The sequence below is a fragment of the Pseudoalteromonas sp. SWYJZ19 genome (assembly GCF_015864375.1).
GTDB classification, from domain to species: domain Bacteria; phylum Pseudomonadota; class Gammaproteobacteria; order Enterobacterales; family Alteromonadaceae; genus Pseudoalteromonas; species Pseudoalteromonas arctica.
The window spans coordinates 21272-45353 of record NZ_JADYXI010000003.1 but is presented as its reverse complement, the minus strand read 5'-3'; the positions used below and the strand labels follow the sequence as shown (position 1 = coordinate 45353).

At 39.3% G+C, this 24082-nt stretch carries 22 protein-coding genes; 11 read left to right on the top strand and 11 right to left on the bottom strand.

Annotation, left to right across the window (positions count from 1 at the left end):
* Positions 1–76 precede the first annotated feature (76 nt).
* The 4 genes from fba (at position 77) to I6F45_RS03935 (ending at position 5012) form a co-directional block, all read left to right on the top strand.
* Positions 77–1141, top strand: coding sequence for a class II fructose-bisphosphate aldolase (gene fba / locus I6F45_RS03950; protein WP_007377491.1), 1065 nt, complete (start codon positions 77–79; stop codon positions 1139–1141).
* Positions 1142–1865: 724 nt separating this feature from the next.
* Entirely contained in the window at positions 1866–2555 is a 690-nt protein-coding gene (phoB, locus tag I6F45_RS03945) for a phosphate regulon transcriptional regulator PhoB (protein WP_006791869.1), read from the top strand.
* Between the two features lie 65 nt (positions 2556–2620).
* Complete coding sequence (phoR, locus tag I6F45_RS03940; RefSeq protein WP_024608321.1) at positions 2621–3928, top strand: phosphate regulon sensor histidine kinase PhoR; 1308 nt, start codon at positions 2621–2623, stop codon at positions 3926–3928.
* A 115-nt stretch (positions 3929–4043) separates the two neighbouring features.
* Positions 4044–5012 carry a PstS family phosphate ABC transporter substrate-binding protein gene (locus I6F45_RS03935; protein WP_010554592.1) on the top strand — a complete coding sequence of 323 codons (969 nt, stop codon included), beginning with the start codon at positions 4044–4046 and terminating at the stop codon, positions 5010–5012.
* A gap of 233 nt (positions 5013–5245) precedes the next feature.
* On the opposite strand, the gene I6F45_RS03930 is transcribed toward I6F45_RS03935, so the two are convergent.
* The 8 genes from I6F45_RS03930 to sfsA form a co-directional block, all read right to left on the bottom strand.
* The gene (locus I6F45_RS03930) at positions 5246–5482 is read right to left on the bottom strand and encodes a hypothetical protein (protein ID WP_007587168.1); all 237 of its coding nucleotides are present in this window, start codon (positions 5480–5482) and stop codon (positions 5246–5248) included.
* Positions 5483–5515: 33 nt separating this feature from the next.
* Positions 5516–6364, bottom strand: a complete 849-nt coding sequence (panC, locus tag I6F45_RS03925) for a pantoate--beta-alanine ligase (RefSeq protein WP_007587167.1) — start codon at positions 6362–6364, stop codon at positions 5516–5518.
* Positions 6364–7158, bottom strand: a complete 795-nt coding sequence (gene panB, locus I6F45_RS03920; RefSeq protein WP_007587166.1) for a 3-methyl-2-oxobutanoate hydroxymethyltransferase — start codon at positions 7156–7158, stop codon at positions 6364–6366. The genes panC and panB overlap by 1 nt, the downstream gene beginning before the upstream one ends.
* Positions 7159–7188: 30 nt before the next feature.
* The gene (gene folK / locus I6F45_RS03915) at positions 7189–7674 is read right to left on the bottom strand and encodes a 2-amino-4-hydroxy-6-hydroxymethyldihydropteridine diphosphokinase (RefSeq protein ID WP_007587165.1); all 486 of its coding nucleotides are present in this window, start codon (positions 7672–7674) and stop codon (positions 7189–7191) included.
* Positions 7675–7678: 4 nt separating this feature from the next.
* A complete protein-coding gene (pcnB, locus tag I6F45_RS03910) occupies positions 7679–9160 on the bottom strand; it encodes a polynucleotide adenylyltransferase PcnB (protein ID WP_231609607.1) in 1482 nt (493 codons plus the stop codon).
* 78 nt (positions 9161–9238) lie between these two features.
* Entirely contained in the window at positions 9239–10183 is a 945-nt protein-coding gene (gene gluQRS, locus I6F45_RS03905) for a tRNA glutamyl-Q(34) synthetase GluQRS (protein ID WP_197159722.1), read from the bottom strand.
* A 20-nt stretch (positions 10184–10203) separates the two neighbouring features.
* Positions 10204–10647: an RNA polymerase-binding protein DksA gene (gene dksA / locus I6F45_RS03900; protein ID WP_002962671.1), complete on the bottom strand. Its 444-nt coding sequence runs from the start codon at positions 10645–10647 to the stop codon at positions 10204–10206.
* A gap of 316 nt (positions 10648–10963) precedes the next feature.
* Positions 10964–11683, bottom strand: coding sequence for a DNA/RNA nuclease SfsA (sfsA, locus tag I6F45_RS03895; RefSeq protein WP_007587160.1), 720 nt, complete (start codon positions 11681–11683; stop codon positions 10964–10966).
* 123 nt (positions 11684–11806) lie between these two features.
* On the opposite strand from sfsA, the gene pepB reads away from it, so the two are divergent.
* Together pepB and I6F45_RS03885 are read left to right on the top strand one after the other, a co-directional pair.
* On the top strand, positions 11807–13102 hold the full coding sequence (gene pepB, locus I6F45_RS03890; RefSeq protein WP_007587159.1) for an aminopeptidase PepB: 1296 nt from the start codon (positions 11807–11809) through the stop codon (positions 13100–13102).
* 183 nt (positions 13103–13285) lie between these two features.
* Complete coding sequence (locus tag I6F45_RS03885) at positions 13286–13852, top strand: phosphoribosyltransferase (RefSeq protein ID WP_007377478.1); 567 nt, start codon at positions 13286–13288, stop codon at positions 13850–13852.
* 48 nt (positions 13853–13900) lie between these two features.
* Here the strand turns inward: I6F45_RS03885 and I6F45_RS03880 are convergent, their stop codons facing one another.
* Positions 13901–14557 carry a Crp/Fnr family transcriptional regulator gene (locus tag I6F45_RS03880; RefSeq protein WP_002962665.1) on the bottom strand — a complete coding sequence of 219 codons (657 nt, stop codon included), beginning with the start codon at positions 14555–14557 and terminating at the stop codon, positions 13901–13903.
* 288 nt (positions 14558–14845) lie between these two features.
* Between I6F45_RS03880 and I6F45_RS03875 the strand changes: the two genes are divergently transcribed.
* A complete protein-coding gene (locus I6F45_RS03875; RefSeq protein WP_002962663.1) occupies positions 14846–15082 on the top strand; it encodes a YgjV family protein in 237 nt (78 codons plus the stop codon).
* A 363-nt stretch (positions 15083–15445) separates the two neighbouring features.
* Here the strand turns inward: I6F45_RS03875 and rdgC are convergent, their stop codons facing one another.
* Together rdgC and I6F45_RS03865 are read right to left on the bottom strand one after the other, a co-directional pair.
* Complete coding sequence (gene rdgC / locus I6F45_RS03870; protein WP_024589755.1) at positions 15446–16363, bottom strand: recombination-associated protein RdgC; 918 nt, start codon at positions 16361–16363, stop codon at positions 15446–15448.
* 113 nt (positions 16364–16476) lie between these two features.
* Entirely contained in the window at positions 16477–18246 is a 1770-nt protein-coding gene (locus I6F45_RS03865) for a sensor histidine kinase (protein ID WP_024593692.1), read from the bottom strand.
* Positions 18247–18612: 366 nt separating this feature from the next.
* Here I6F45_RS03865 and I6F45_RS03860 point away from each other — a divergent pair, with 366 nt between their 5' ends.
* From I6F45_RS03860 to thrC, 4 genes are all read left to right on the top strand, one after another.
* Positions 18613–18981 carry a response regulator gene (locus I6F45_RS03860; protein WP_024589756.1) on the top strand — a complete coding sequence of 123 codons (369 nt, stop codon included), beginning with the start codon at positions 18613–18615 and terminating at the stop codon, positions 18979–18981.
* Between the two features lie 228 nt (positions 18982–19209).
* Positions 19210–21627, top strand: coding sequence for a bifunctional aspartate kinase/homoserine dehydrogenase I (thrA, locus tag I6F45_RS03855; RefSeq protein WP_165722047.1), 2418 nt, complete (start codon positions 19210–19212; stop codon positions 21625–21627).
* A 9-nt stretch (positions 21628–21636) separates the two neighbouring features.
* Positions 21637–22572: a homoserine kinase gene (gene thrB, locus I6F45_RS03850; RefSeq protein WP_165741379.1), complete on the top strand. Its 936-nt coding sequence runs from the start codon at positions 21637–21639 to the stop codon at positions 22570–22572.
* A gap of 11 nt (positions 22573–22583) precedes the next feature.
* Positions 22584–23867, top strand: a complete 1284-nt coding sequence (gene thrC, locus I6F45_RS03845) for a threonine synthase (RefSeq protein ID WP_165741378.1) — start codon at positions 22584–22586, stop codon at positions 23865–23867.
* Positions 23868–24082: the final 215 nt, after the last annotated feature.

Genomic DNA, 24082 nt, shown 5'->3' with positions numbered 1-24082 from the left:
TGTTATAACGCCAAACTAACACATCCGTTCAAACTAGATGGTAGGGAACTACTGTCGATAAATTGGAGAATACCCAATGGCTTTAATCAGTATGCGACAACTTTTAGATCATGCAGCAGAGCATGGTTACGGCGTACCTGCTTTTAACGTTAACAATCAAGAGCAAATGCGCGCAATAATGGAAGCGGCTGACAAAACAAACAGCCCAGTAATCGTTCAGGGATCAGCTGGCGCACGTGCTTATGCTGGTGCTCCATTTATTCGTCATATGATTTTAGCAGCCGTTGAAGAATGGCCACATATTCCCGTTGTTATGCACCAAGATCACGGCACATCGCCAGGTGTATGTCAGCGTTCAATTCAGCTTGGTTTTTCATCAGTAATGATGGATGGCTCGTTAATGAGCGACGGCAAAACTCCTTCAAGCTACGAATACAATGTAGAAGTAACGCGCGAAACTGTTGCTATGGCGCATGCTTGTGGCGTATCGGTTGAAGGCGAGCTAGGTGTACTTGGTTCACTTGAAACAGGTGAAGCTGGCGAAGAAGATGGTGTTGGCGCAGAAGGTATACTAACCACTGAGCAAATGCTAACAGACCCTGAAGAAGCGGCTGACTTTGTAAATAAAACACATGTTGATGCACTTGCAATTGCATGTGGTACTTCGCATGGAGCTTATAAATTTACTCGCCCACCAACAGATGACATTTTAGCGATTGACCGCATTAAAGCGATTCATGCACGTATTCCTAACACGCATTTAGTGATGCATGGTTCATCTTCAGTTCCTCAAGAATGGTTAGAAATTATTAATCAGTATGGTGGCGAAATTCCAGAAACTTATGGTGTGCCAGTTGAACAGATTGTTGAAGGCATTAAGTTTGGTGTTCGTAAGGTAAATATTGATACCGATTTACGTTTAGCATCTACCGGTGCTATTCGCCGTCATATGGCGCTTAACCCATCTAACTTCGATCCACGTAAATACCTAGCTGAAGCTACAAAAGCAATGACAGAGATTTGTGTTGCGCGCTATAACTCGTTTGGTACTTCTGGTCAGGCTAGTAAAATTAAGCCAATTTCACTTGATGAAATGCACCTTAAATACTTAAGCGGCGAACTAGACCCTAAAATTAGATAATAGATCAATTTATAATTGATCATTTAAGCCAGTAACTTTGTTGCTGGCTTTTTTAATGTCAGCCCTTTTTATATTGCAGGTTACGGCTTCTATTGATCAGATCGCTGTACTATCAACGCCGTACTTTGGGATCACGCATTTACTAACACAGCCTTTTCGGATCATTACTTTACTAAGCCAAATACACTTTTTCGCTATTTTAGGCTCTGAGATAATTTGATCGTTATTTATTTGTATAAACAATCAACAACTTATGGCTTTGACTAGGTACAACTCTGATCTGAGAGTGGATCGGCTTGGTAAAAATCTGATCCTTTATTTTGGGCTTAGTAAAATTTAGATCTATTTTTAAACGTATTGATTGTTACACAGGCGGGTTTATTAATTTTAAAATGGCTTTAAAGCTGCTTTTAAACGATCGATCTGTAAAAATGTCTTGGTTAGTAAAACAATGATCCCAGCTAATTTTGTATTATTTAATGATTCAACTAGCGACAAAAAGCAGATAATTTCAAAAATTAGCTATTTTATAAATTTATCGTAAATCTCTTATTATTACGTTAAATATTAAAAAGGTTTTAAAAATATGACGTTAATGAGGTTTTTTGTCACTAATTTGTGTTTTTTTTACCACCATTTTAATTTACACGTTACACTTTCATAAAAATGTCATACTTAGTCATAATAATGAAAACTAATTCGATAGCGTAAGAGATAAATTGGAATGTCACGTAAAGTACTAGTCGTAGATGACGAAGCTCCTATCAGGGAGATGTTGGTTTTTGTTTTAGAGCAAAATGGATTTCAAGCAATTGAAGCAGAAGATTACGACTCTGCTATTGCAGCTATGGTTGAACCTTACCCAGATATGGTTTTACTTGATTGGATGTTACCAGGTGGAAGCGGTATTCAAATTGCTAAAAAGTTTAAGCAAAACGAACACACCCGTCAAATCCCAATTATTATGCTTACAGCCCGTGGCGAAGAAGAAGACAAAGTACGCGGTCTTGAAGTAGGTGCTGACGATTACGTAACTAAGCCGTTTTCTCCTAAAGAGCTTATGGCGCGTATTAAAGCGGTTATTCGCCGTGTATCGCCAACCTCATTAGAAGAAGCTATTGAAGTACATGGCCTGCGTTTAGACCCTATTTCGCATCGTGTTACCTCAGAAGGTAACGAGCTTGATATGGGGCCAACCGAATTTAGATTACTGCACTTTTTTATGACTCACCCAGAGCGTGTTTATAGCCGTGAACAACTGCTTGATCATGTATGGGGAACTAATGTTTACGTAGAAGATCGCACGGTTGATGTGCACATTCGTCGTCTGCGTAAAGCAATTGGCCCACTTGGACATGACCGTTTGGTGCAAACTGTACGTGGTGCTGGATATCGTTTTTCAAGTAAGCTGTGATCAGCTTAAAGCTTAGCTAATGTATGAAATACGCATGTATTACTACTCTAAGGTAAAGTGAGTGTATGTATCGAGTTGTTAATAAGCAGGCGTTAGTAAAGCGCCTGTTTATCTATTTTTTACCCTTACTATTAATTGGTGTGCTGGTTGGCGCGCCATTTTTGCTTTTATTTTTAGGATCTTTTTCCCTCCTTATTTGGCACTACCATCAACTTTATCGTTTGAGCGATTGGCTACTTAATCAACGTAGCTTTAATCCACCTGAGGGCGAGGGTGCATGGGAGCAAGTGTTCGAAGGTATTTATCATCTACAGCATCGTAATCGTAAAAAACGTAATGAGCTTGCTGATTTAATTCGTCGCTTTCGCGATGGGGCTGAAGCAGTACCTGATGCGGTAGTGGTATTACAAAACGATTTAAGTATTGTGTGGTGTAATCAATTAGCCCTTAAAGTGCTTGGTTTGCAGTGGCCAACCGATCATGGTCAGCGTCTTGATAATTTAATTCGCGAACCTAAGTTTGCTAAATACATGCACAAAGGTGAATTTGACGACGCGCTTGAGCTGGATAACGGCCATAGCATTGAGCAAGTACTAGAATTTAGGGTAATGCCTTATGCAAGCACGCAACTTATGGTTGTTGTGCGTGATGTAACGCGCTTAAAACAGCTAGAACAGATGCGTAAAGACTTTGTAGCCAATGTGTCACACGAACTACGTACACCGCTTACAGTGGTTACTGGGTATCTTGAGATGATGGATGGCGACATGATGCCGCCGCCAGCAATGTGGAACAAAGCGCAAAATACTATGCTTGAACAATGCAAGCGCATGGATAGCTTAGTCAGCCAATTACTATCGCTTTCGCGTATTGAAGGTGCTCGTCGCCAAGACAATGATAAAGCCATAAACGTACCGCAATTACTTGGTTATATTCACACTGAGGCAAACTCAATTAATCAAGACAAAGGCCATGAGCTTATTTTTAATATTGATAAAACCCTCGATATTAAAGGCTCTGAGGATGAACTGCGTAGTGCGTTTTCTAATTTAGTATTTAACGCCATTCATTACACTAAACCCGGTGGCAAAGTGGAAGTCTGTTGGCAGCGCAAAAACAATAAAGCGTGTTTTAGTGTTACCGATAATGGTGATGGTATTGCGCCAGAGCATATTAACCGTTTAACTGAGCGTTTTTATCGTGTTGATAAAGCCCGCAGCAGAACAACAGGTGGCTCAGGCTTAGGGCTCGCGATTACAAAACATGTACTAACGCGCCACGATAGTAAATTAAATATTAGCAGTGAAGTTAACAAAGGTTCGTGTTTTTCTTTCGAATTTTCAATAGATAAGACAGTTTCGCTAGCTAAGTAATTAGGCTGAAAAGCAAAGTCATAAAAGTGTCATTTAAGAGTAATGTAACTGTCATGTACTCACTTTAGAGTGGGCAGCAGTTAGAAAATGGGACGAACAAACCGGAGAACCCTACATGAAATTTAAAAACTTAGTTGCCGCAATGGGTGTGGCTGTTACAACTTTCGTATCTGCACAAGCAGTTGCTTTAGATCAAGATATTCCTGAGTATCAAAAAATTAGTGGTGTTTCAGGTAACTTCTCATCAGTAGGTTCTGACACTTTAGCCAACATGATGACGTTCTGGGCTGAAGAGTACAAACGTATTTACCCAAATGTAAATATTCAAATTCAAGCGGCAGGTTCTTCTACTGCGCCACCGGCACTTACCGAAGGTACAGCTAACCTAGGTCCAATGAGCCGTAAAATGAAATCTAAAGAAATCGAAGCGTTCGAAAAACGTTACGGTTATAAGCCAACAGAAGTTCGCGTAGCTATTGATGCACTTGCTGTATTTGTACATAAAGATAACCCAATTGAAGGTCTTCGTATTGACCAAGTAGATGCTATTTTTTCATCTACTCGTAAATGTGGCGCACCAGAGCAAGTTAATCGTTGGAGCGATGTCGGCCTAACAGGCGATTGGGCTGCTAAAGACGTTCAGCTTTATGGACGTAACTCAGTGTCAGGTACTTATGGCTACTTTAAAAAGAAAGCACTGTGTAAAGGTGATTTCCGTAATAACGTAAATGAGCAACCGGGTTCTGCATCGGTAGTACAGTCAATTTCATCTTCATTAAATGCAATTGGTTACTCTGGTATCGGCTATAAAACATCTGGCGTACGTACAGTACCGCTTGCTAAAAAAGGCGATAACTTTGTTGATGCAACACTTGATAACGTTGCGCAAGGTAAATACCCGCTATCGCGCTTTTTATATGTTTATGTGAATAAACACCCGAATAAGCCACTATCACCTATGGAAGAACAATTTTTAAGAATGGTACTTTCAAAAGATGGTCAGCAAATTGTAGAAAAAGATGGTTATGTACCACTTTCTGCAAAGCTAGTAAAAACAGAACTTAAAAAGCTGGGTTTGAACTAATACCAATTGCATTAAATTAGTGAGTTATTATAGCGATAAGAAAATAGCGCAATAACAAGGCTAAAATTATGATACATAGTTGTTCTATATAAATAATTTTTAACGTAGTTAGTGAGTTATTTAATACACTAGAATGGTCATGTTTTTAATAAAATTGGTATGATAAACCATAGGCAATAAAAAACCGCTCACTGAGCGGTTTTTTTATGCCTAAAACTAAAAACTTTAAGGAATTAAATATTACCTAATTTTTCGGCTTGTGCTTTACATTGATTATAGCTCTCAACACATTTACCAGAGCATACTTGCTGCTTTAAGCCCTCAGCAGTTGTTTGCTGTTCACATGTACTTTCGCATTGGTAATTTTGTTGAGCACACTGATTCATTTCAGGGTTTTCAACTTGGTTTTGGCAACCTACTAATAGTGCAAAAGTAAGGGCGACTACGCTTGTTTTTATTAAAGTGTGCATGCTTCTTATCCTTAAAATGGAGTCGCAATAATATTAAATTTCGACTTGAATATTGTCGATCAATCTAACACCACCAAAATAGGCTGCGGCTAAAATAACAAATTGAGTATCTTCGATTGTAGCAGTTTTTAATGTATCTCGTTGAGCAATCTCAAAATAGTCTGGCTTTAGGCCAGCTTGCTCTAAGCTCTGTTTAGCTAAGCTTTCAAGTTTTACGAAGTCTTTTTCGCCGCTTTTAAGTTGCTCAGCGCATGTATTAAGTGCTTTAAATAATACGGTTGCAGTCGCTTTTTGCTCATCAGATAAGTAACCATTACGCGAGCTCATAGCAAGGCCAGAAACTTCTCGCATTGTAGGTACACCAATAACTTCGACCGGAATTGATAGGTCGCGCGCCATGGTTTTAATTACTTGCAGTTGCTGAAAATCCTTTTCACCAAAGCAGGCGTAATCGGGTTGTACAAGATTAAATAATTTTGTAACTACCGTGGCAACACCTCTAAAGTGACCAGGGCGTGAGCCACCACAGTAACCTAATGAAATATCAGGCACATCTACAAAGCTCTGTGCGCCAAGTCCATTTGGATAAATTGTCTCTACACTTGGGGTAAATACAATATCAGTGCCTAGTTCTGCAAGGCCTTGTTTATCTTCGTTTAGTGTACGAGGATAGTTATCTAAATCTTCGTTAGCACCAAATTGCATTGGGTTAACAAAAATACTCACAACGACTTTATCGGCTAAGTTTTTTGCTTTTTCTACTAGCGAAAAATGCCCACGGTGCAAGTTGCCCATCGTTGGCACAAGTGCCACGCTAAGACCCGCTTGGCGCCATGCTTTAATTTGACTACGTAACGATCTGATTTCAGTAATTGACTGCATTATTTAAACTCGTGTTCAGCGCTTGGAAACGCGCCATTTTTAACGTCTGTACAATACTTTTGAACGGCTGCAGGCATATTGCCTGTTTCGAGCAAAAAGTTTTTAGAAAATTTAGGAATGTAACCTGCTGAAATACCAACAAGGTCATGCATTACCAGTATTTGGCCGTCAGTTAAGCTGCCTGCACCAATACCAATAGTTGGGATGCTTAGGGCGTCTGTAATGCGTTTTGCCAGTGCACTTGGAATACACTCAAGTACTAATAATTGCGCGCCAGCAGCTTCAAGTGCTTTCGCGTCATCAATCATTTTTTGTGCTTTGTCTTCTTCGCGACCTTGTATTTTAAAGCCACCAAATACATGTACTGACTGTGGTGTAAGGCCTAAATGCCCGCAAACTGGAATACCTTGTTGAGTAAGCGTTTTAATGCTCTCGTAAAGCCATTCTCCGCCTTCAAGCTTAATCATGTTTGCGCCAGCGCGCATAAGCTCAGCTGCATTTTTACAAGTATCACTTACGCTTGAGTAGGTCATAAAAGGTAAGTCAGCAATTACAAATAATTCGCGGCTACCAGCGCGTACACAGCGGGTATGATATGCAATATCTTGATTGGTTACGCCAAGGGTGTCATCGCCGCCTTGTAGTACCATGCCCAAAGAGTCGCCCACTAAAATAACTTCAACGCCGTTATCATGAAATAACTTTGCAAAACTAGCGTCGTAGGCTGTTAATGCAGTAATTTTGTTATTTTCTGCTTTCATTTTATTTAAAGTAGAAACGGTTATTTTAGACATAATATCCTCGCAGGCAAAAGCCTAGGTTAATTACAGAGGTAATTGTTGTAAGTCGTTGAGCGGTAAATTATTTGCAATGGTTTTTAATGCAATGCCGCTAGGTAAAATAAGTTCAGGTGCAAGCTCTAATAGTGGATAAACCACAAACTCGCGATTATTCAAACCATAATGAGGCACAGTTAAGCGCACCGTATTTATAATTTGATCATCAAATAATAGAGTATCTATATCAAGAGTGCGTGGACCCCAACGTTCAGCCTTTCTTACTCGACCATGCTCAAGTTCAATACGTTGCGTTAAATCAAGTAATTGCTCTGGCTCAAGGGTCGTTTTAATGCACGCTACTGCATTGATATAGTCTGGTTGATCTTGTGGGCCCATAGGCTTACTTGCATAGTAATGCGATACGTTTATAAATTCACAATTAGGCAGCTTTTTAAGCGCGATTACCGCGTTATCAAGCTGCTCTTTTGGTGAGTTTAGGTTGGCACCTAAACCCAAATAAACACAGTGCATGTTATTACTCAGCTGGCTTTTTAGTAGGTCGACGGCGCTTTCGCGGCTTAGGACCACCTTGGTGACCTAAGTTTTTAACCATCTCTTTTTGGCCGTTTATATCTTGGCTTAAGTATTGTGTCCACCACTGGGCAAGCTCAGTGTGCTGTGTTTCGCCTGCATCTACGCGTAAGAGTAAAAAGTCGTAGGCGGCTTTAAAGCGAGGTTGCTGCGTTAGTCTGTAAGCACGTTGGCCTGCACGTTTATCCAAACGGTGCTGAATATGCCAAATATCGCGAGCACCTAAAGTAAAGCGTTTAGGAACCGCAATGTGTTGTGAGCTATCGCTTAGTACTTTATTCATTGCTTGTGCGAAAGCATCGTATTCTGCAAGTTGTTCTTGGCTTTGAATCTTTTTAGTACGTTCAAGCAGCGGGAACCAAAGTAGTGCGGCAAAAATAAACGCTGGTGTTACTTTTTTATCTGCATTAATACGTTTGTCGGTATTTTGAAACATTTGCTGAATAAGCGTGTGTTCTAAGCCACTTGGATTTTTATCTAAGATTTTATCAAGCTCAGGAAACAGTGAGCGGAATAAGCCGTATTTACGCAGCATTAAAAAGTTAGCTTCGGCCTTGCCGTTTAAAAACAGCTTAAGAATTTCTTCAAATAAACGTGCTGGCGGAATGTTATCAAGCAAACTTGCAAGCTCGCTAATTGGCTTTTCACTTTTAGGCGCAATGCTCATATCAAGTTTAGTAGCAAAGCGAACTGCACGTAACATACGAACAGGGTCTTCGCGGTAACGCGTTTCAGGGTCGCCGATTAGCTCAATTTGTTTAGCTTTAATTGCCGCTAAGCCGTTGGCGTAATCGTGAATACTAAAATCTTTGATTGAGTAATAAAGTGCATTGATTGAAAAGTCGCGGCGTTCTGCATCTTCTTCAATACTGCCAAATACGTTGTCACGTAGTAATTGGCCTTCATCGCTTGATTGGCTTATTTGATTTTTGTCTTCTTGCGCTTCGTGGTGGCCACGCATAGTAGCCACTTCAATAATTTCACGGCCAAATACAATATGTGCTAAACGAAAGCGACGACCAATAAGGCGACAGTTTCTAAATAGTTTTTTTACTTGATCTGGCGTGGCATTAGTAACTACGTCAAAATCTTTTGGCTGTTGGCCTAACAATATATCGCGAATACAACCACCAACAAGGTAGGCATCGTAGCCACCGTCTTTTAAGCGGTATAATACTTTGATTGCATTTGGGCTAAATTGTTTGCGAGAAATACCATGCTCACCACGAGTGACAACAATAGGTTCACTGCTTACAGAAGCGCTTTCGGCACTGGTATTCGGGCCGATTATTTGTCGGCAAAATTGAAAAAGCTTGGAAATAATAGTCTGTCTCCTAGAAGGTGTGATTGACTCTGCATCGCAATCAAAAGTTACAGCAAATGGGGCGGTTATAGCCCAGTACAAGCTGTTTGACGTAATTAGCATATATTTAGGCGGCTATCATATACCAGCAGGGTTTAAAAATTAAGTTGATGTGTTGAAATTAAGCCGTTTTTAGCTATTTTATTTACTTAAATGTGTAAATTGGACTTTCTGACTACGTGGATGCTGAGAAATTTGTATTTCGGATACTTGTGGTACCTGTTTTAAGCTAAAGTTTTTAATTCCCCAAGCGATTAATTGTTCAATATTTAAATCGATTAAATCAGCTATAACAGGCAATCCTAAAAATTCAAATGCACTAATTAAAGCAGGCTTTGGATTTTGTTTGCTAATGGCAGGAGCATAATTTTGTTTAGACAATTTGAAACCAGGCTTGGCAACCGCTAAAGGTAAATGAGCAAATTCAGGTACAGGGCTATCGAGCTGTTTAAATAAACTAATTTGCCGTGCGGTTGGCTCAATTAAATCAGCGCCTCTTACAATTCGATTAATCTCTTGATCAATATCATCGACGACCACAACAAGTTGATATGCAAATAAGTCATCGCTGCGTTTAATTAAGTAATCTTCATGGGAAAGGGCGCTATTTACCTTTATATCACCTTGAATTAAATCATTAAATTGAGTCGTTGGATGTTGCTGAACTAAGCGAAGCGCACCGCATTGAGTATTATGATTAAGTGCTTGGCAATGCCCCTGATAAATACCGCCAATGGCTTTTATTTGTTTGCGAGTACAGGTGCAACCATAAACAAGGTTTTGTTTTAAAAGTGAGTGGGTAATATCTTGGTATAAAGGCAGACGCTGCGTTTGATATACAACAGGTTCGTCCCAGTGAAGGGCGTAGGCATGTAAGGTATTAAGAATATCGGAGTCGGCGTTTTTAACCACGCGCGTAGTGTCAATGTCTTCTATACGAACTAACCAATCTCCTTGGTTAGCTTTTGCATCTAGATAACTACCCACAGCCGCTACAAGTGAGCCAAAATGTAATGGCCCAGAAGGAGACGGTGCAAAACGACCGCGATATTTACGCATAGGCGCAGTAACGGCTGTAGGAGACATAACTAATTAATAAGTATTAATTAGCCGCGTCCAGATTGCTTTTCTTTGATTTCTGCAAGTGTTTTGCAGTCTACGCATAAATCGGCAGTAGGACGTGCTTCTAAGCGACGTATGCCAATTTCGATGCCACAAGACTCACAAAAGCCAAAATCATCTTCTTTAATCAAATTAATTGTTTTTTCAATTTTTTTGATTAATTTACGTTCGCGGTCACGAGTACGAAGTTCTAAAGAGAACTCTTCTTCTTGTGCAGCGCGGTCAACTGGGTCAGGAAAGTTAGCAGCTTCGTCTTGCATGTGTGATTTAGTACGATCAACTTCGTTACGTAAATCATTACGCCAAGTTTCTAAAATCGCTCTAAAATGAGCACGTTGTGCATCATTCATGTACTCTTCGCCTGGTTTTTCTTGGTATGGTTCTAAACCGGCTTGAGCCAATAAACCATGTTTCTTTTGGTCTGGCATAACTCTCTCCTAAATCCTTAATTTAATGCCTCAGCATTAGCCGGCGGTATAAATAACAGAATCTTATATCCTAGGCAAATTTATTTTTAATTAATCGAATTAGCTTCAACCATGCTTACTGAGTAAAAAGTGTATTAATAGTCTATTTACACTTTTAATTAATTCACATATTCGCTTTCTAAAACTTGCCTTGTTATGTGGGCAAAAGCTTTAAAAACAAGTTAATTTTTATAATTCACTTTGTATAACTTTTTTTAATTTGAGTACTTTGCTTATTTTGCAAATTACGCTTAGTTCAATCCCTTGGTTTAATACACTATTGTGCAAATACTATTTTTTTATGAAGTAAAACTTCATTAGCAGAAATTGTGGCCTTGTATGCTAATACTTCAACGCCGGCTATTATTGCTTGGCTTAATAGCGTGGCGTATTTTTTATCAATATGCGCAGCTGCACTTACTGTATTTATTCCTTCATGCAAAACAGCGAACAGTAATACTGCTCGGTGGCCTTGTTCGATCATTTCTATTAGTTCGCGAATATGTTTTTGTCCGCGCAGTGTTTGCGCATCAGGAAAGTAGCCTTGCCCGCTTTGTGGTGCATCCTCGCTTAATAATGTGACTGATTTAACTTCTACGTAGCAATCAGGCTTATTTTCGTCTGTGAGTAAAAAGTCGATTCTGCTGTTTTCGCTGCCGTACTTTACTTCGCTTTGCAATTGACTGTAGTCGAGTAGCTCGCTTATTACATTATTGTTTATTGCTTCTTCTACTACTTTATTAGCCACTGCTGTATTTACACAAATAAGCTGCGATAAGTTATTTTGCGTAAGCTCTAATGAATGCGGGTATTTTCGTTTTGCGTTATCGCTTGTTGAATAAAAAGCAGCAAAACCCGGCTCTGCGCATCCCGTCATTTTACCTGTATTAGCACAGTGGGCGGTAAATTCACTGCCATCACTTAATTGTAAATCAGCTAAAAAGCGTTTGTAGCGTTTTAATAAGGTGGCAGGTTGCAGAGTTGGCGTGTACTTCATGATAACTTCCAAAGCGTAAATACTGCACAGCAGTGTGGTTTATGTTATTTATCTCAAGCTGTTGGGAACTTAAGCGCTCTATAGTAAACTCGGTGGCACATTTAAGTGCAAGGGTATTCTAACATGAGTGAAAAATTTGTTGTTCAACTAAGCGAACAAGCAGCAGCGAGTCATTGGGGCGATAATGCGTCATTGTCTTTTAATGAGCGCGGTGCAACTGTTCATTTGTCTGAGCAAGAAACATTGAAAAATGTTCAAAAAGCTGGTCGTACTATTGCAATCCAAGGTATTAAAAACGTTGAATTAGCAGGCGATGCTTGGTGTACAGAAAGTCAGTGGGCTTTTTATCAAGGCTTTGTAACACCAAAATCGTTAAACGGTGTTGATTTTGTTGATAACGCACAATCAGATATTAAAGAACTTGCTCACTTAAAAACGTCAGCAATTTGGGCACGTGAAATGGTTAACGGGACTGCCGATGACATTTACCCAGAAAGCCTTGCTGAAAAAGCGGCTGAGTTTATTCAATCATTAGCGCCTGAGCATGTAAGTTACCAAATTATTAAAGGTGATGCGTTACTAGAACAACAGTGGATTGGTATTCATGCTGTTGGTCGCGGTAGTGTTCGCCCGCCAGTATTGCTTGAGCTTGATTACAACCCAACAGGCGACGAAAATGCACCAGTAAGTGCAGCGCTTGTAGGTAAAGGTATTACGTTTGACTCAGGTGGTTACTCAATCAAATCAAGCGAAGGTATGCTTGGTATGAAGTGCGACATGGGCGGCGCTGCAACAGTAACTGCAGGTTTAGCATTGGCTATTAACCGTGGTATTGAAAAACGTATTAAACTGTTTTTATGTTGTGCTGAGAACTTAATTTCGGGTCATGCATACAAATTAGGTGATATTCTTACTTATAAAAATGGCACGACAGTTGAAATTGTAAACACCGATGCTGAAGGTCGCTTAGTACTTGCAGATGGCCTAATGGCCGCAGGTGAGACTGGCGCTCCACTTATTATTGATGCAGCAACACTAACTGGCGCAGCGCTTGTTGCTGTTGGCCAAGAGTACAATGCATTATTTGCACTTGATAAAGAACTTGTACGTGAAGTTGAGAGTTTTGCATCTCAAGAAATGGAAGCTGCTTGGCCACTTCCTCTTGAAAAATGGCATCAACAAAACTGCCCATCTCCTTATGCTGATACGGCGAATAGCCGTGCACAAAAAGGTGGCGGTTATGGCGGTGCATCGAATGCTGCAGGCTTTTTATCGCGCTTTGTGCCAAACGATGGCAAAGGCTGGGTACACATCGATTTAGCGGCTGCATTTAACATGGGCAGTACAAGTCAATGGGCAGCGGGTGCAACAACTCAAGGTATGCGTACAGTTGCTCGTACTTTACAAGAAAAAGCATAATATTTACTAAATTACGCTTTTTACGCTAAAAATAGGCACCCTTGGGTGCCTATTTTTTAATTTACAGGCAAGCAATTTTATTTCATTTACGGTAAAATCAGTCGCCAATACCTGTTTGAGTTTAATTTTTGCTTAACTCTAAGCTGCGCTCAAATCTTATATCCACCACTGGGGTTTCTAATTATGTCAGATAAGTGCTACATCACAGCTCAACAGCTGCTTGAAGATTCGTTCCGCGTAGCGGCACAAGTATACCAAGATGGCTTTCGTCCTGATTTTATTATTGGTATTTGGCGAGGTGGTGCACCGATCGGTATTGCTGTTCAAGAATATTACGATTACAAAGGCATTGAGACTGACCACATTGCAGTACGTACATCGTCTTATTACGGTATTGGTAAACAGTCGAAAGAAATTAAAGTACACGGCTTACATTACATTGTAGAGAACGCAAATGCAGGTGATTCATTATTAATTGTTGATGATGTATTTGACTCAGGTCGTAGTATTGTTGCATTAAAAGAAAAGCTTTCAGAGCTTATGCGCTTAAACTTGCCACGTGATATTCGTATTGCATGCCCGTACTACAAGCCAAAAAACTCAAAAGTAGACACTGTTCCAGATTATTATATTCATGAATCTGAAGAGTGGTTAGTTTTCCCGCATGAATTATCGGGTTTAACACCGGATGAAATTATTGCTGGTAAATCTGATCTTGCGAAAATTCATGACATTTTGCTAGAGAAGTAATTAGTAATTGGCATAAATAAAAAAAGGCCGTTAAGGCCTTTTTTTATTTTAAAGCTGAGCAAAGCTATCTACGTATTCACTTAGTTTTGGTATATCGACTGCTTGCAAGCCATCGTTACTTCTAAGTACCAAGCCTTTTTCTACGAGTTCTGTAACAACACGTCTGTAAGCTCGCTCAGTGGTAGCAAAACGTTCGGCTTCAGCATTTACAGTTGGGTAGGCTCTAAGTAGCGTAGGGTTGTTGTTCTCGGCCCTTAGTAAGCAATCTTTAGCTATGTTATAGCTAAGTGGTAGTAATAACTTATCTAAATTGATTTTTTGGTTTTCCTGAAACTTAGCCGCAATAGTTTGTGCTGTGTATAAGCTTAGTTCTGGTTTTTCAAGCAGTAGAGCACGCCAATGCCTTAATTCAATAAGGTTATAAGTGACATCGCTAAAGCACGTTACCGTATATATACACGGATTATTATTTAGCGCTTCTATTTCACCAATAAGGGTGTTGTTACAATCCAATTGTCCTAACAGCAGGCGTCGTCCATTACCTACGTCGTAACTAAACGACACAGTGCCACTGCGTACAAGCACAAGCTTGCTTAAAGGCTGATCTTGATGGATCAGAACTTCTTTTTTTGATTGTTGATAGCTACTACCGGCAAAGGTTAAAAGCTGATCAACAAGGTAACTAGAAAAATGGTATTGAAACATCAATGTGCTCTTCGGACATTTGTCCTATTTATTACATCTTAATGACGATAGCATTAAGACACTAAGAATTTACGCTAACTTGCTACTAATATTATTAGCTTTGCTAAGAGTATTATTTTACCTTCATTTCCCGTGTAATGATTTAAGAATTTGCTGGTATTTTCCGGCAAACTTTTTCAGGTTTTTTAAGCAGGTTAGCTTTTTTATTTTGTTGTAACTTTGCAATACTTACAAGTGCCATAAGATAGCAGTACATGTAATGCTAACCTAAAGGCTAGGAGAGAACAATTGAGTTGGGAATATTTAGGTTATATTGCATCAGCTTTATTGGTTGCATCGTTAACAATGACAGATGTAGTAAAACTGCGTTGGTACAACATGTTTGGTTGTATTGTATTTACTGCATACGGTGTTGCCATTGGCGCAGTGCCTGTTATTTTTACCAACGGCTTATTGTCGCTTGTAAATTTATACCACATTATAAAAATATATCGCCAACCTAAAGTTGAAGACGCTAAAAGCTAAAATAAGTTATCTGCACAAAGTAAGTTAATGGTTTTAATTAAAATCAAAAACTTCAGCTTTTGTGCAGTCCAGCTTAAAGCGTATATAGATAATCTCATATCACTCTACATAACTTACCTTGATGAACCTTTGAACCATGCTGTAATCTCCTACTTAAAAGATGATTATCTTAGGTTTTAATACGTCGATCGTTAGCTAAATACTGTTCGCGGTTAAGATATAAATAAGTGCTTCTAAATTTCATAAAAAAATCCGATAGCAGTAAACTGCTATCGGATTTTTATCTGTTATACCAACCTGCTTACATATGTTATTTAATTCATTAAATTGCTTAAATATTTATGCAGGTAGGCACTATGGTATTTACGCTTTTTCTAAATCTTCAACGTCACCTAAACCTGCAGTTAGCTCTTCAAGTAATTGCTTTATTTCTTCAGAAGCTAAAATAAAGTCAGCATCAAGTTTTAAAGCCATATCTTCTTTAGGAATATCTGCGTTTTCTTCTTTTAGAGTTTCAGAGTAGCTTAAACGTTTGATAGAGCCATCGTTTTGCAGCATAAACTTAAGACGCTCTTGCCAGTCAAGCGCAAGTTTAGTTACGCGTTTACCACTTTCTAAATGCGATTTAACTTCATCACACGATAGATCATGACCTTTAAGCTTTACTTGTGCGCCGCTGTCGTCTGCTTCTTCAAGTTCAGCGTCTGAGCCAATAGCAAAACCTTCTGGTGTACTAAAGTTAGTTAACCAATCAGTTAAAAATACATCTAGGTCGTAGTTAGCAAACGCAGGTACAACCGGAAGCGTTCCTAACGATTTACGAAGTAGTGCTAGTAGCTCTTCTGCTTTATTAAAGCTGCCACTGTTTACAACAACCCAACCGTTTTCTTGGTCAATAAAGGCAAATTGTAAGCTCGACTTTTTAAATGCTTGAGGTAGAAGAGTATGAAGAATGTTTTCTTTTAATTCGTCTTTTTCTTTCTTTTTAACTGGGCGGTTTTCTTCAGCTTCTATCAGATCAATTTTCTCAGCAACTAGTTCATTAATAACAGAAGCAGGGAGTACTTTTTCTTCGCGTTTAGCGCAAACTAGAATACTTTTCTGAGAAAAATGCGATAGCGTATCGCCATGTTTTCCAAACGCTTTTGTCCAACCAAATGTTGCAAGCTCTTGACCAGTACATGGGCGAAATAAATCTTGCTCTAATGCTTTATCAAAGTCTTCTTGAGTATATGAAACGTCTTGCTTAAAGCGGTAACAAATAAGGTTACTAAACCACATAGGGGAATTGATCCATTTGAAAAATTTGTACAATCATAGCAATAAAAACAGTATCTCGAAATGACTGATTTGTTACTGTTGAATATGAACAAATTTAATGCATATACTTTTATTTATTCATATTTATCAAAAATAGGCAGTGGCTTAGCCATGTTCTTCGGAAATTGAATATAGTAACGCAGACCTTTGCCCGGTTCACTCGTTGCATCAATAGAGCCACTAAGGGTTTGCTTGACCAAATTAAGCATTATATGGGTGCCTAATCCGCTACCGCCTTCATCGCGTTTGGTAGTAAAAAATGGGTCAAATAATTTTTTTAATTGCTCGTTAGTAACACCGTTACCGTCATCTTTGTAATCAATAGTTAAGTTAGTGTCATCAGCGCTTATTTTAATATCCATTACACCGTTGCTTTTACCTTCAAAGCCATGAATAAGTGAGTTCATAATTAGGTTAGTAAAAATTTGGCTTATAGCCCCTGCAGGGAGATTTAAAACTAAATCATCAGGACATTCTAATTTTATAGTATGGGATGTCTTTTTTAGTTTTGGGTGCAGTGAGCGTATTACTTCGTTAGTGTAATCTTTAAAGTTAATGGTTCTTACTGCTTCACTGGCTTGATCGACCGCTATTTGTTTAAAGCTAGCTATAAGCTCCGAAGCTCTATCTAAGTTAGTGGTTAGTAAGCTTGTGCTTTGTTTTGCTTCGTTAATGAATTCTTCTAGTGCTTTTGGCGAAAGTGTTTTTTCGGTATAAGCATTTTCGAGTTTATTTAAGCGTTCTTGTAAAAATGATATTGCCGTTACACCTATCCCAATAGGGGTGTTTATATCGTGTGTAATACCTGCTACAAGTCCGCCTAGCGCAGCCATTTTTTCTGTGCCTAGTAAACGTTCCTGTGCAAGGCTTAACTCTTCTATATAGCGCTGAGATTCAGTTTGCTTTGTAATTAACTCTAGCTCTGTGCTGCGGCGTAAGTCTACTTCTTCGGTGAGGACAATTTTTTGCTTTTCGAGTTCGTATTTTTGCTGCTGTAAATCCATCATTGCTTGGCTTAAGTTGGATGTTTTACGGGCTACGTCTTGTTCAAGTTGTATGTTGTGTTGATCAAGCTTTTCGTTACTTATAATGAGTTCTTTTTGGGTGTGTTCAAGCTCTTTTCTATACTGAACCACTTTATCTATTAGTTTGTTAAATGACTGCTCCATCACTTTTAGTTCATTATGTTCTTCTGTTTCTATTTCTATATGTTGACCTTCTAGCTCGTCTAGTTCTAAATTTTCTAGTTGCTCAGTGAGTTCTGCTAAAGGGTCTGTAAGAAGTTTTCTAAATGCCATTAAAAATAAGATGATCAAAAAGGTGGTTTTAATCATCGCATTACCAATCAAAAAGTAGATTGATACCATAATGCGGCTAAAAACAACTTCTCGACTTGAGAATAAGGTAACGTCACCAACTTGAGTAGCACGACCTGAAAATTCAAAAATAAGTGGAAAGGTATAACCAAATAAACCCGATTTTGCGTCTTCTAAAATAACCTCTTCTTGTACTAACTGTTGGTTATATAGCTTATGTATATCAAGAGAGCGCCCTAGCTGTGAAATAATTTCGCCGCTGTCGTCTCGAACAATAATCCCTTCAATCATGGGGATGGCGAGTAAACCTTCTGCTGTTGTAATTGTTTGCTTGGTATTAAGCTCCCAAATTGCACGTGTTAAGCTGCGACTAAAGGTTTTTTGTAAGGTACTAAGTTCATCGCGAATATAGTCTTTAGTATTGACGTATTCAGCAAGCACTTGTCCACAGGTCACTACAAAGGTAAGCAAAAAATAGACGGATAAAACGCTAGTCAGTAGCTTCTTAGAAAGACTTTTTTGTAACATGAGTGACTTGTTCATCCTTTATTATTTTTGTAACGTTACGATAGTAATTTAAAAGTTAGTCAATAAACCTCTAAAAATAAATAAAAAAGTTAAAATTTAATAAGATAAATCCAAAAAGTGAGCGTGTAGTATCAAAGTATTTAAACCAAGGTATAAATTAATAAATTCGTTATCTGTTATGTATTGTAGGCTTAATTAGTATTTGCTTTGGTTAATTATATCTTAAACGGATTTATTCTATATTTATCATTGTATTAAATTATTAATGCGCTGAGTGCTTGGAGGCGTGTTAAAGTGTCTAAAATGCAATGGAAGGCATTAGTTTAATAACCTTTTAATAACTTTGATGGTTGTGTAGTAGTAAACATGATGAAATTTTCGATATTAGTCTGTGACGATTCTGCAGTTGCCCGTAAACAAGTCGTGCGGTGTTTAAATGAATGTATAGACGCTCAAATACAACAAGCTACAAATGGAGCGCACGCTCTAGAACTTTTACGAGCACAAAGCTTTGATTTATTGTGCTTAGATCTCACCATGCCCGAAGTTGATGGTATACAAGTACTCGAGACTATAAAAATAGAAAAAATAGAGTGCTTTGTTTTAGTTATTTCTGCCGATATACAAGAAAAAATGAAGCAACGAGTCGCACAACTTGGCGCAATAGACTTTATCGATAAACCTATCAATAAATCTAACTTAAACGAAATATTGCATAAATTTGGCATTCATTAGGTTTTTTCATGTTAAAAAAGGCTGTTTTATCTTTTAATTTAGGGTTGACAGCATAGCCTTTGTTAAGGCAGTCTTAACATATGAAAACAATTAATCGCGTACTGACCATTATTATTACAACCATCATTCTTACTGGATAGTGGCATAGGTCGGTGCAACAAATTTAAAGGCCTGTGTTCACTTAGAACACAGGCCTTTTTTCGTTTTATGGGATGAGGAACATAAACAATGCGAGTTTTAAAATTTGGTGGGTCTTCGCTTGCCGACTATGCATGCTTACAACAGGTAGCTCAGCTAGTTAAAGCACAATTAAAAGATGAAATGCTTTTGGTACTTTCTGCTCCAGGTGGAATGACCGATTCGCTAGTTGCACTTGCAAGTGCTGCAGAACAAGGCTCTGACTTTTCGCAGCAATGGCAAGCATTAGTTAGCCGCTGTGAAGGTTTGAAAGCTGACGTTGAAAAAAGTGGTGTAGTAGTTACAAGTTGGCCAAACTTAGGCGAGCTTAAAAATAAACTAGATGGCGTATCACTTATACAATGTTGCCCTGATCAAGTTCGCGCATTTGTAATTAGCTTCGGAGAGCGCGTTAGTGTTTCTTTAATGCAGGCTTTATTGAACTCGCACGATGCAAGATACTTAGAAGCAACAAGCTGTATCGCTTCAACTGGCGGTTATATCGACGCCGAGGCTGATTTAGTAACAAGTAAAGCGCGCTTTCAAGCTGTGCTTAAAGAAAGCCCTGCAACTATCTATATCATGCCTGGTTTTACGGCGAGTAATGATAAAGGTGAGCTTACAACGCTTGGCCGTAATGGCTCAGATTACTCAGCAGCCATTGCAGCAGCATGTTTAGAAGCTGAGATTTGCCAAATTTGGACTGACGTTGATGGTGTATACAGTGCTGATCCTCGTTATATTAAAAAAGCGACTAAAGTAGATTTTTTATCTTATAAAGAAGCGATGGAGCTTTCTTATTTTGGTGCAAAAGTACTTCACCCTAAAACAATTTTACCGTGTGCTAAAGCAGGCGTGCCGTGCGAAATTAAAAATACGCATAACCCAGACGCACAAGGCTCATTAATTGGTAACGATTATTCATCAGATGAGCCAGTAAAAGCGCTTTCGAGCCTACAAGACCTTGCAATGCTAACTGTCTCAGGGCCAGGCATGAAAGGCAAAGTAGGTATGGCGTCTAAGGTATTTAACGCGCTTGCTCACGATAACGTATCAATTGTATTGATCACGCAGTCATCATGCGAATTCAGCATTAGCTTTTGTGTACACGAAACAGACCTAGCACTTGCACTTGATGCGCTACAAACTGCATTTGAACTTGAATTACAAGCAGGGCTTATTGAGCCTGTACAAGTGCAGCGCAATTTAGCCATTGTTACTTTAGTGGGCGACAACATGCGCGCGCACCGTGGCTTAGCGGCTAAATTTTTTGCATCGCTTGCACAAGCGCAAGTAAATATTGTGGCAATTGCACAGGATTCTACAGAAAGTGCTATTTCAGCAGTAATTGATGGCGAACTTTGTAACGACGCCGTAAAAATATGCCATGAAAACTTTTTCACGCATGTGCCGTCAATTGATGTGTTTTTACTAGGTTGTGGCTTAGTAGGGCAAGAGCTTATTAATCAGCTTGAGCGCCAACAAGCGTGGCTTGAAAAACGTAATATTAAACTCAACTTGTATGGTGTTGCTAACTCTCGCCAATTACACCTTGATAGTGAAGGTATTGCTTTTGGTGATTGGCAGCAAAAATTGGCCTCATCTGAGCAGGCGTTTGATTTAAAACTAGTAGAGCAGTTTGTTAAGCAAAATCATTTAGTAAACCCTGTGCTTGTTGACTGTACGTCGTCGGATGCACTTGCTGCGCAGTATGTAGACTTTTTAAATGCAGGTTTTCATGTGGTTGCTGCCAATAAAAAAGCAACAACAAGCTCATACACGTATTACCAAGATTTAATTGCAGCAACGCAAAAGAATAATCGTAAATTTTTATACGAAACGAACGTTGGTGCAGGCTTACCAGTAATCGACAACTTACAGTCATTATTTGGTGCCGGTGATGAGTTATTAGAGTTTAGCGGTATTTTATCAGGTTCACTTTCGTATATGTTTGGCGCACTTCAAGATGGTTTGTCACTTTCTGAGGCAACTATTAAAGCCAAAGAAAGTGGCTTTACTGAGCCAGATCCTCGTGATGATTTATCGGGTACCGATGTAGCACGTAAGTTATTGATCATCGCTCGCGAAGCCGGTATGAAATTAGAGCTAAGCGATATTGAAGTTGAGTCAGTATTACCACCAGGTTTTGCACAAGGTGATAGCGTTGATGAGTTTATGGCAAAACTACCAAGCTTAGATGCTGATTTTAACGACCGTATCAAAAGCGCTGCGAGCGAGGGTAGGGTACTTCGCTATGTAGGCACAATTAAAGAAGGCCACTGTAAAGTAGGTATTGAAGCGGTAGATGCAAAGCATGCGCTTAGTGTCATTCGTGATGGTGAAAACGCACTGGCTATTTTAAGCCAATACTACCAGCCACGTCCGTTTGTAATTCGTGGTTATGGCGCCGGCTCGGAAGTAACAGCCGCGGGTGTATTTGCTGATATTTTAAAAACGTTATCGCGCTAGGAGCTCGTTATGATTGAAGTATATGCTCCGGCGTCTATTGGTAATTTTGCAGTGGGTTTTGATGCACTTGGCGCAGCGCTTGCGCCAATTGATGGCAGTTTGTTAGGTGATGTAGCCGTTGTAAGCGCAGCACCAAGCGACGAATTTATTTGCACAGGCGAGTACGCTCACAAGTTACCAAGTGATGCTAATGAAAATTTAGCGTACCAGTGCTTAGTGCATTTTAGAGCGCATGTTGCGCCTACTATGCCAAGCGTAAAGCTCGAGCTTAAAAAGAACTTACCAATTGGCTCTGGGCTTGGCTCTAGTGCATGTTCGGTCGTGGCTACTTTTGCTGCCCTTGATAAGTTTGCAAAAACTAATTTAAGTCAGGTTGAGCTTATTGAACTGATGGCTGACTTTGAAGCTGTAGTAAGTGGCGGTCGTCATTACGACAACATCACGCCATGTTATTTAGGTGGCTTGCAGTTAACAGGTGATTTAATTCCTGATAAATCGATTGCACTGCCTGTTGATGAAAACTGGTACTACGTTGCTGCGTTTCCTGGTTTTTCACTCAACACTGCAAAAGCGCGCTCTGTTTTACCAAAAGAGTTGAACATGCATGCAAGTGTTGAGTTTGCTCAGCGTTTGTCGGCATTTAGTAGCTTGCTGTTAACTAATCGTTTTGACGATGCGCTAAGCATAATGAAAGATGAAATAGCAGAACCTTACCGCGCACCGCTTATAAAAGGCTTTAGTGAAGCCAAAGCAAGCTTGCCAGCGCTGGGCGCTGAAATAGTCAGTATTTCGGGCGCAGGACCAACCTTATTTAGTGTGTGTAAAACACTTGAAGCTGCACAGCAATGCGCGCAGTGGTTAGAAACCAATTACATTAACGAGCAAGGCTTTTGCCACATTTGTAAATTAGATAACGACGGCACGCGTCAATTAACAGTTTTATAGGATAGGTAGTCATGCAATTACATAATTTAAAAGATAGCTCACAAAAAGTGTCGTTCGTTGAAGCCGTAAAAACAGGTTTGGGTCGTAATCAAGGTGTGTTTTTCCCTGAATCCCTTGCCCCACTGTCCGATGTTGATGCATTGCTTGATATGGACTTTGTTACACGCAGTGGTAAAATATTATCTCACCTAATTGGTGATGAGCTGCCAAGCGACACTGTGACACAAATGGTTAAAAATGCATTTAACTTTCCAGTTAAGCTGGTGGAAGTTGAAGAGAATACATACTGCTTAGAGTTGTTTCATGGTCCTACACTTGCGTTTAAAGACTTTGGTGGTCGCTTTATGGCAGAGTGTTTAACGCAGTTTAACAAAGACGAGAAAGTAACTATTTTAACAGCAACATCGGGCGATACCGGTGCAGCTGTAGCGCATGCTTTTTACAATAAACCAAATATCGATGTTGTTATTTTATACCCTAAAGGCAAAATTTCACTTGCTCAGCAAAAGCTATTTACTACGCTAGGTAACAATATTCATTGTTACGCAGTTGAGGGCAGCTTTGATGATTGCCAAGAGCTAGTTAAAAATGCCTTTTTAGATGAAGAAGTTAAATCAACACTTGGGCTTAACTCAGCTAATTCAATTAATATTAGCCGTTTAGTTGCTCAGGTTTGTTACTACTTTGAAGCCATCGCACAGCTACCAAAAGAAAAACGCGCAACAGCACATATATCAGTACCTAGTGGTAACTTTGGTAATGTGTGTGCCGCAATGATTGGTGCGGTTATTGGTTTACCTGTTGGCAAATTAAGTGCAACAACAAATCAAAATGATACTGTGCCGCGCTTTATGCTTGATAAAAACTGGACGCCAAACGCAACGCTTGAGTCGCTTTCAAATGCGATGGATGTAAGTAAGCCAAACAATTGGCCGCGTGTACAAACAATGTTAGATAATAACTGGTTTAGCTACGATAATTTTTATTCAACAAGCGTAAACGAGCAAGACACGCAAGCCGTGATGAAAAAAATTCAACAAACTGGCTATGTTGCGGAGCCTCATACTGCTATTGCTTACCAAGGTCTTGTTGAAAATCGGGCACCTGGTGCAGCGGGTATCTTTTTAGCGACAGCTCATCCTGCTAAGTTTAAAGAAAGCGTAGAGGGTATTCTAAATATTGAATTAGGTATGCCAAAACCACTTGCTGATGCACTAGCAAAACCATGCCTAGCAAGCGATATGAACGCCGATTACGACGAGTTACGTACCGAAATGCTCGCTAAATTAGGCTAAGTTAAATTAAAAGGAAAAGCGGCTTGAGCCGCTTTTTTTATAACTTTATACGGATGAATACACTTAGTTATATTTACTAATTAAATGTAGTGAATATAATTCATTTAAAATTATTATGGCTTTATAAAAAAATATCATCTTAAAAGAGCTGTGAAATAGTTTCAATCCCTGTTTAAATATCCTCAACTTAAGAGCGTAGGCAAAGAGTCGTTTAA

Coding starts and splice junctions, on each gene's coding strand:
- fba (WP_007377491.1), top strand. CDS start 77: ATGGCTTTAATCAGTATGCGACAACTTTTAGATCATGCAGCAGAGCAT.
- phoB (WP_006791869.1), top strand. CDS start 1,866: ATGTCACGTAAAGTACTAGTCGTAGATGACGAAGCTCCTATCAGGGAG.
- phoR (WP_024608321.1), top strand. CDS start 2,621: ATGTATCGAGTTGTTAATAAGCAGGCGTTAGTAAAGCGCCTGTTTATC.
- I6F45_RS03935 (WP_010554592.1), top strand. CDS start 4,044: ATGAAATTTAAAAACTTAGTTGCCGCAATGGGTGTGGCTGTTACAACT.
- I6F45_RS03930 (WP_007587168.1), bottom strand. CDS start 5,482: ATGCACACTTTAATAAAAACAAGCGTAGTCGCCCTTACTTTTGCACTA.
- panC (WP_007587167.1), bottom strand. CDS start 6,364: ATGCAGTCAATTACTGAAATCAGATCGTTACGTAGTCAAATTAAAGCA.
- panB (WP_007587166.1), bottom strand. CDS start 7,158: ATGTCTAAAATAACCGTTTCTACTTTAAATAAAATGAAAGCAGAAAAT.
- folK (WP_007587165.1), bottom strand. CDS start 7,674: ATGCACTGTGTTTATTTGGGTTTAGGTGCCAACCTAAACTCACCAAAA.
- pcnB (WP_231609607.1), bottom strand. CDS start 9,160: ATGCTAATTACGTCAAACAGCTTGTACTGGGCTATAACCGCCCCATTT.
- gluQRS (WP_197159722.1), bottom strand. CDS start 10,183: ATGTCTCCTACAGCCGTTACTGCGCCTATGCGTAAATATCGCGGTCGT.
- dksA (WP_002962671.1), bottom strand. CDS start 10,647: ATGCCAGACCAAAAGAAACATGGTTTATTGGCTCAAGCCGGTTTAGAA.
- sfsA (WP_007587160.1), bottom strand. CDS start 11,683: ATGAAGTACACGCCAACTCTGCAACCTGCCACCTTATTAAAACGCTAC.
- pepB (WP_007587159.1), top strand. CDS start 11,807: ATGAGTGAAAAATTTGTTGTTCAACTAAGCGAACAAGCAGCAGCGAGT.
- I6F45_RS03885 (WP_007377478.1), top strand. CDS start 13,286: ATGTCAGATAAGTGCTACATCACAGCTCAACAGCTGCTTGAAGATTCG.
- I6F45_RS03880 (WP_002962665.1), bottom strand. CDS start 14,557: ATGTTTCAATACCATTTTTCTAGTTACCTTGTTGATCAGCTTTTAACC.
- rdgC (WP_024589755.1), bottom strand. CDS start 16,363: ATGTGGTTTAGTAACCTTATTTGTTACCGCTTTAAGCAAGACGTTTCA.
- I6F45_RS03865 (WP_024593692.1), bottom strand. CDS start 18,246: ATGTTACAAAAAAGTCTTTCTAAGAAGCTACTGACTAGCGTTTTATCC.
- I6F45_RS03860 (WP_024589756.1), top strand. CDS start 18,613: ATGATGAAATTTTCGATATTAGTCTGTGACGATTCTGCAGTTGCCCGT.
- thrA (WP_165722047.1), top strand. CDS start 19,210: ATGCGAGTTTTAAAATTTGGTGGGTCTTCGCTTGCCGACTATGCATGC.
- thrB (WP_165741379.1), top strand. CDS start 21,637: ATGATTGAAGTATATGCTCCGGCGTCTATTGGTAATTTTGCAGTGGGT.
- thrC (WP_165741378.1), top strand. CDS start 22,584: ATGCAATTACATAATTTAAAAGATAGCTCACAAAAAGTGTCGTTCGTT.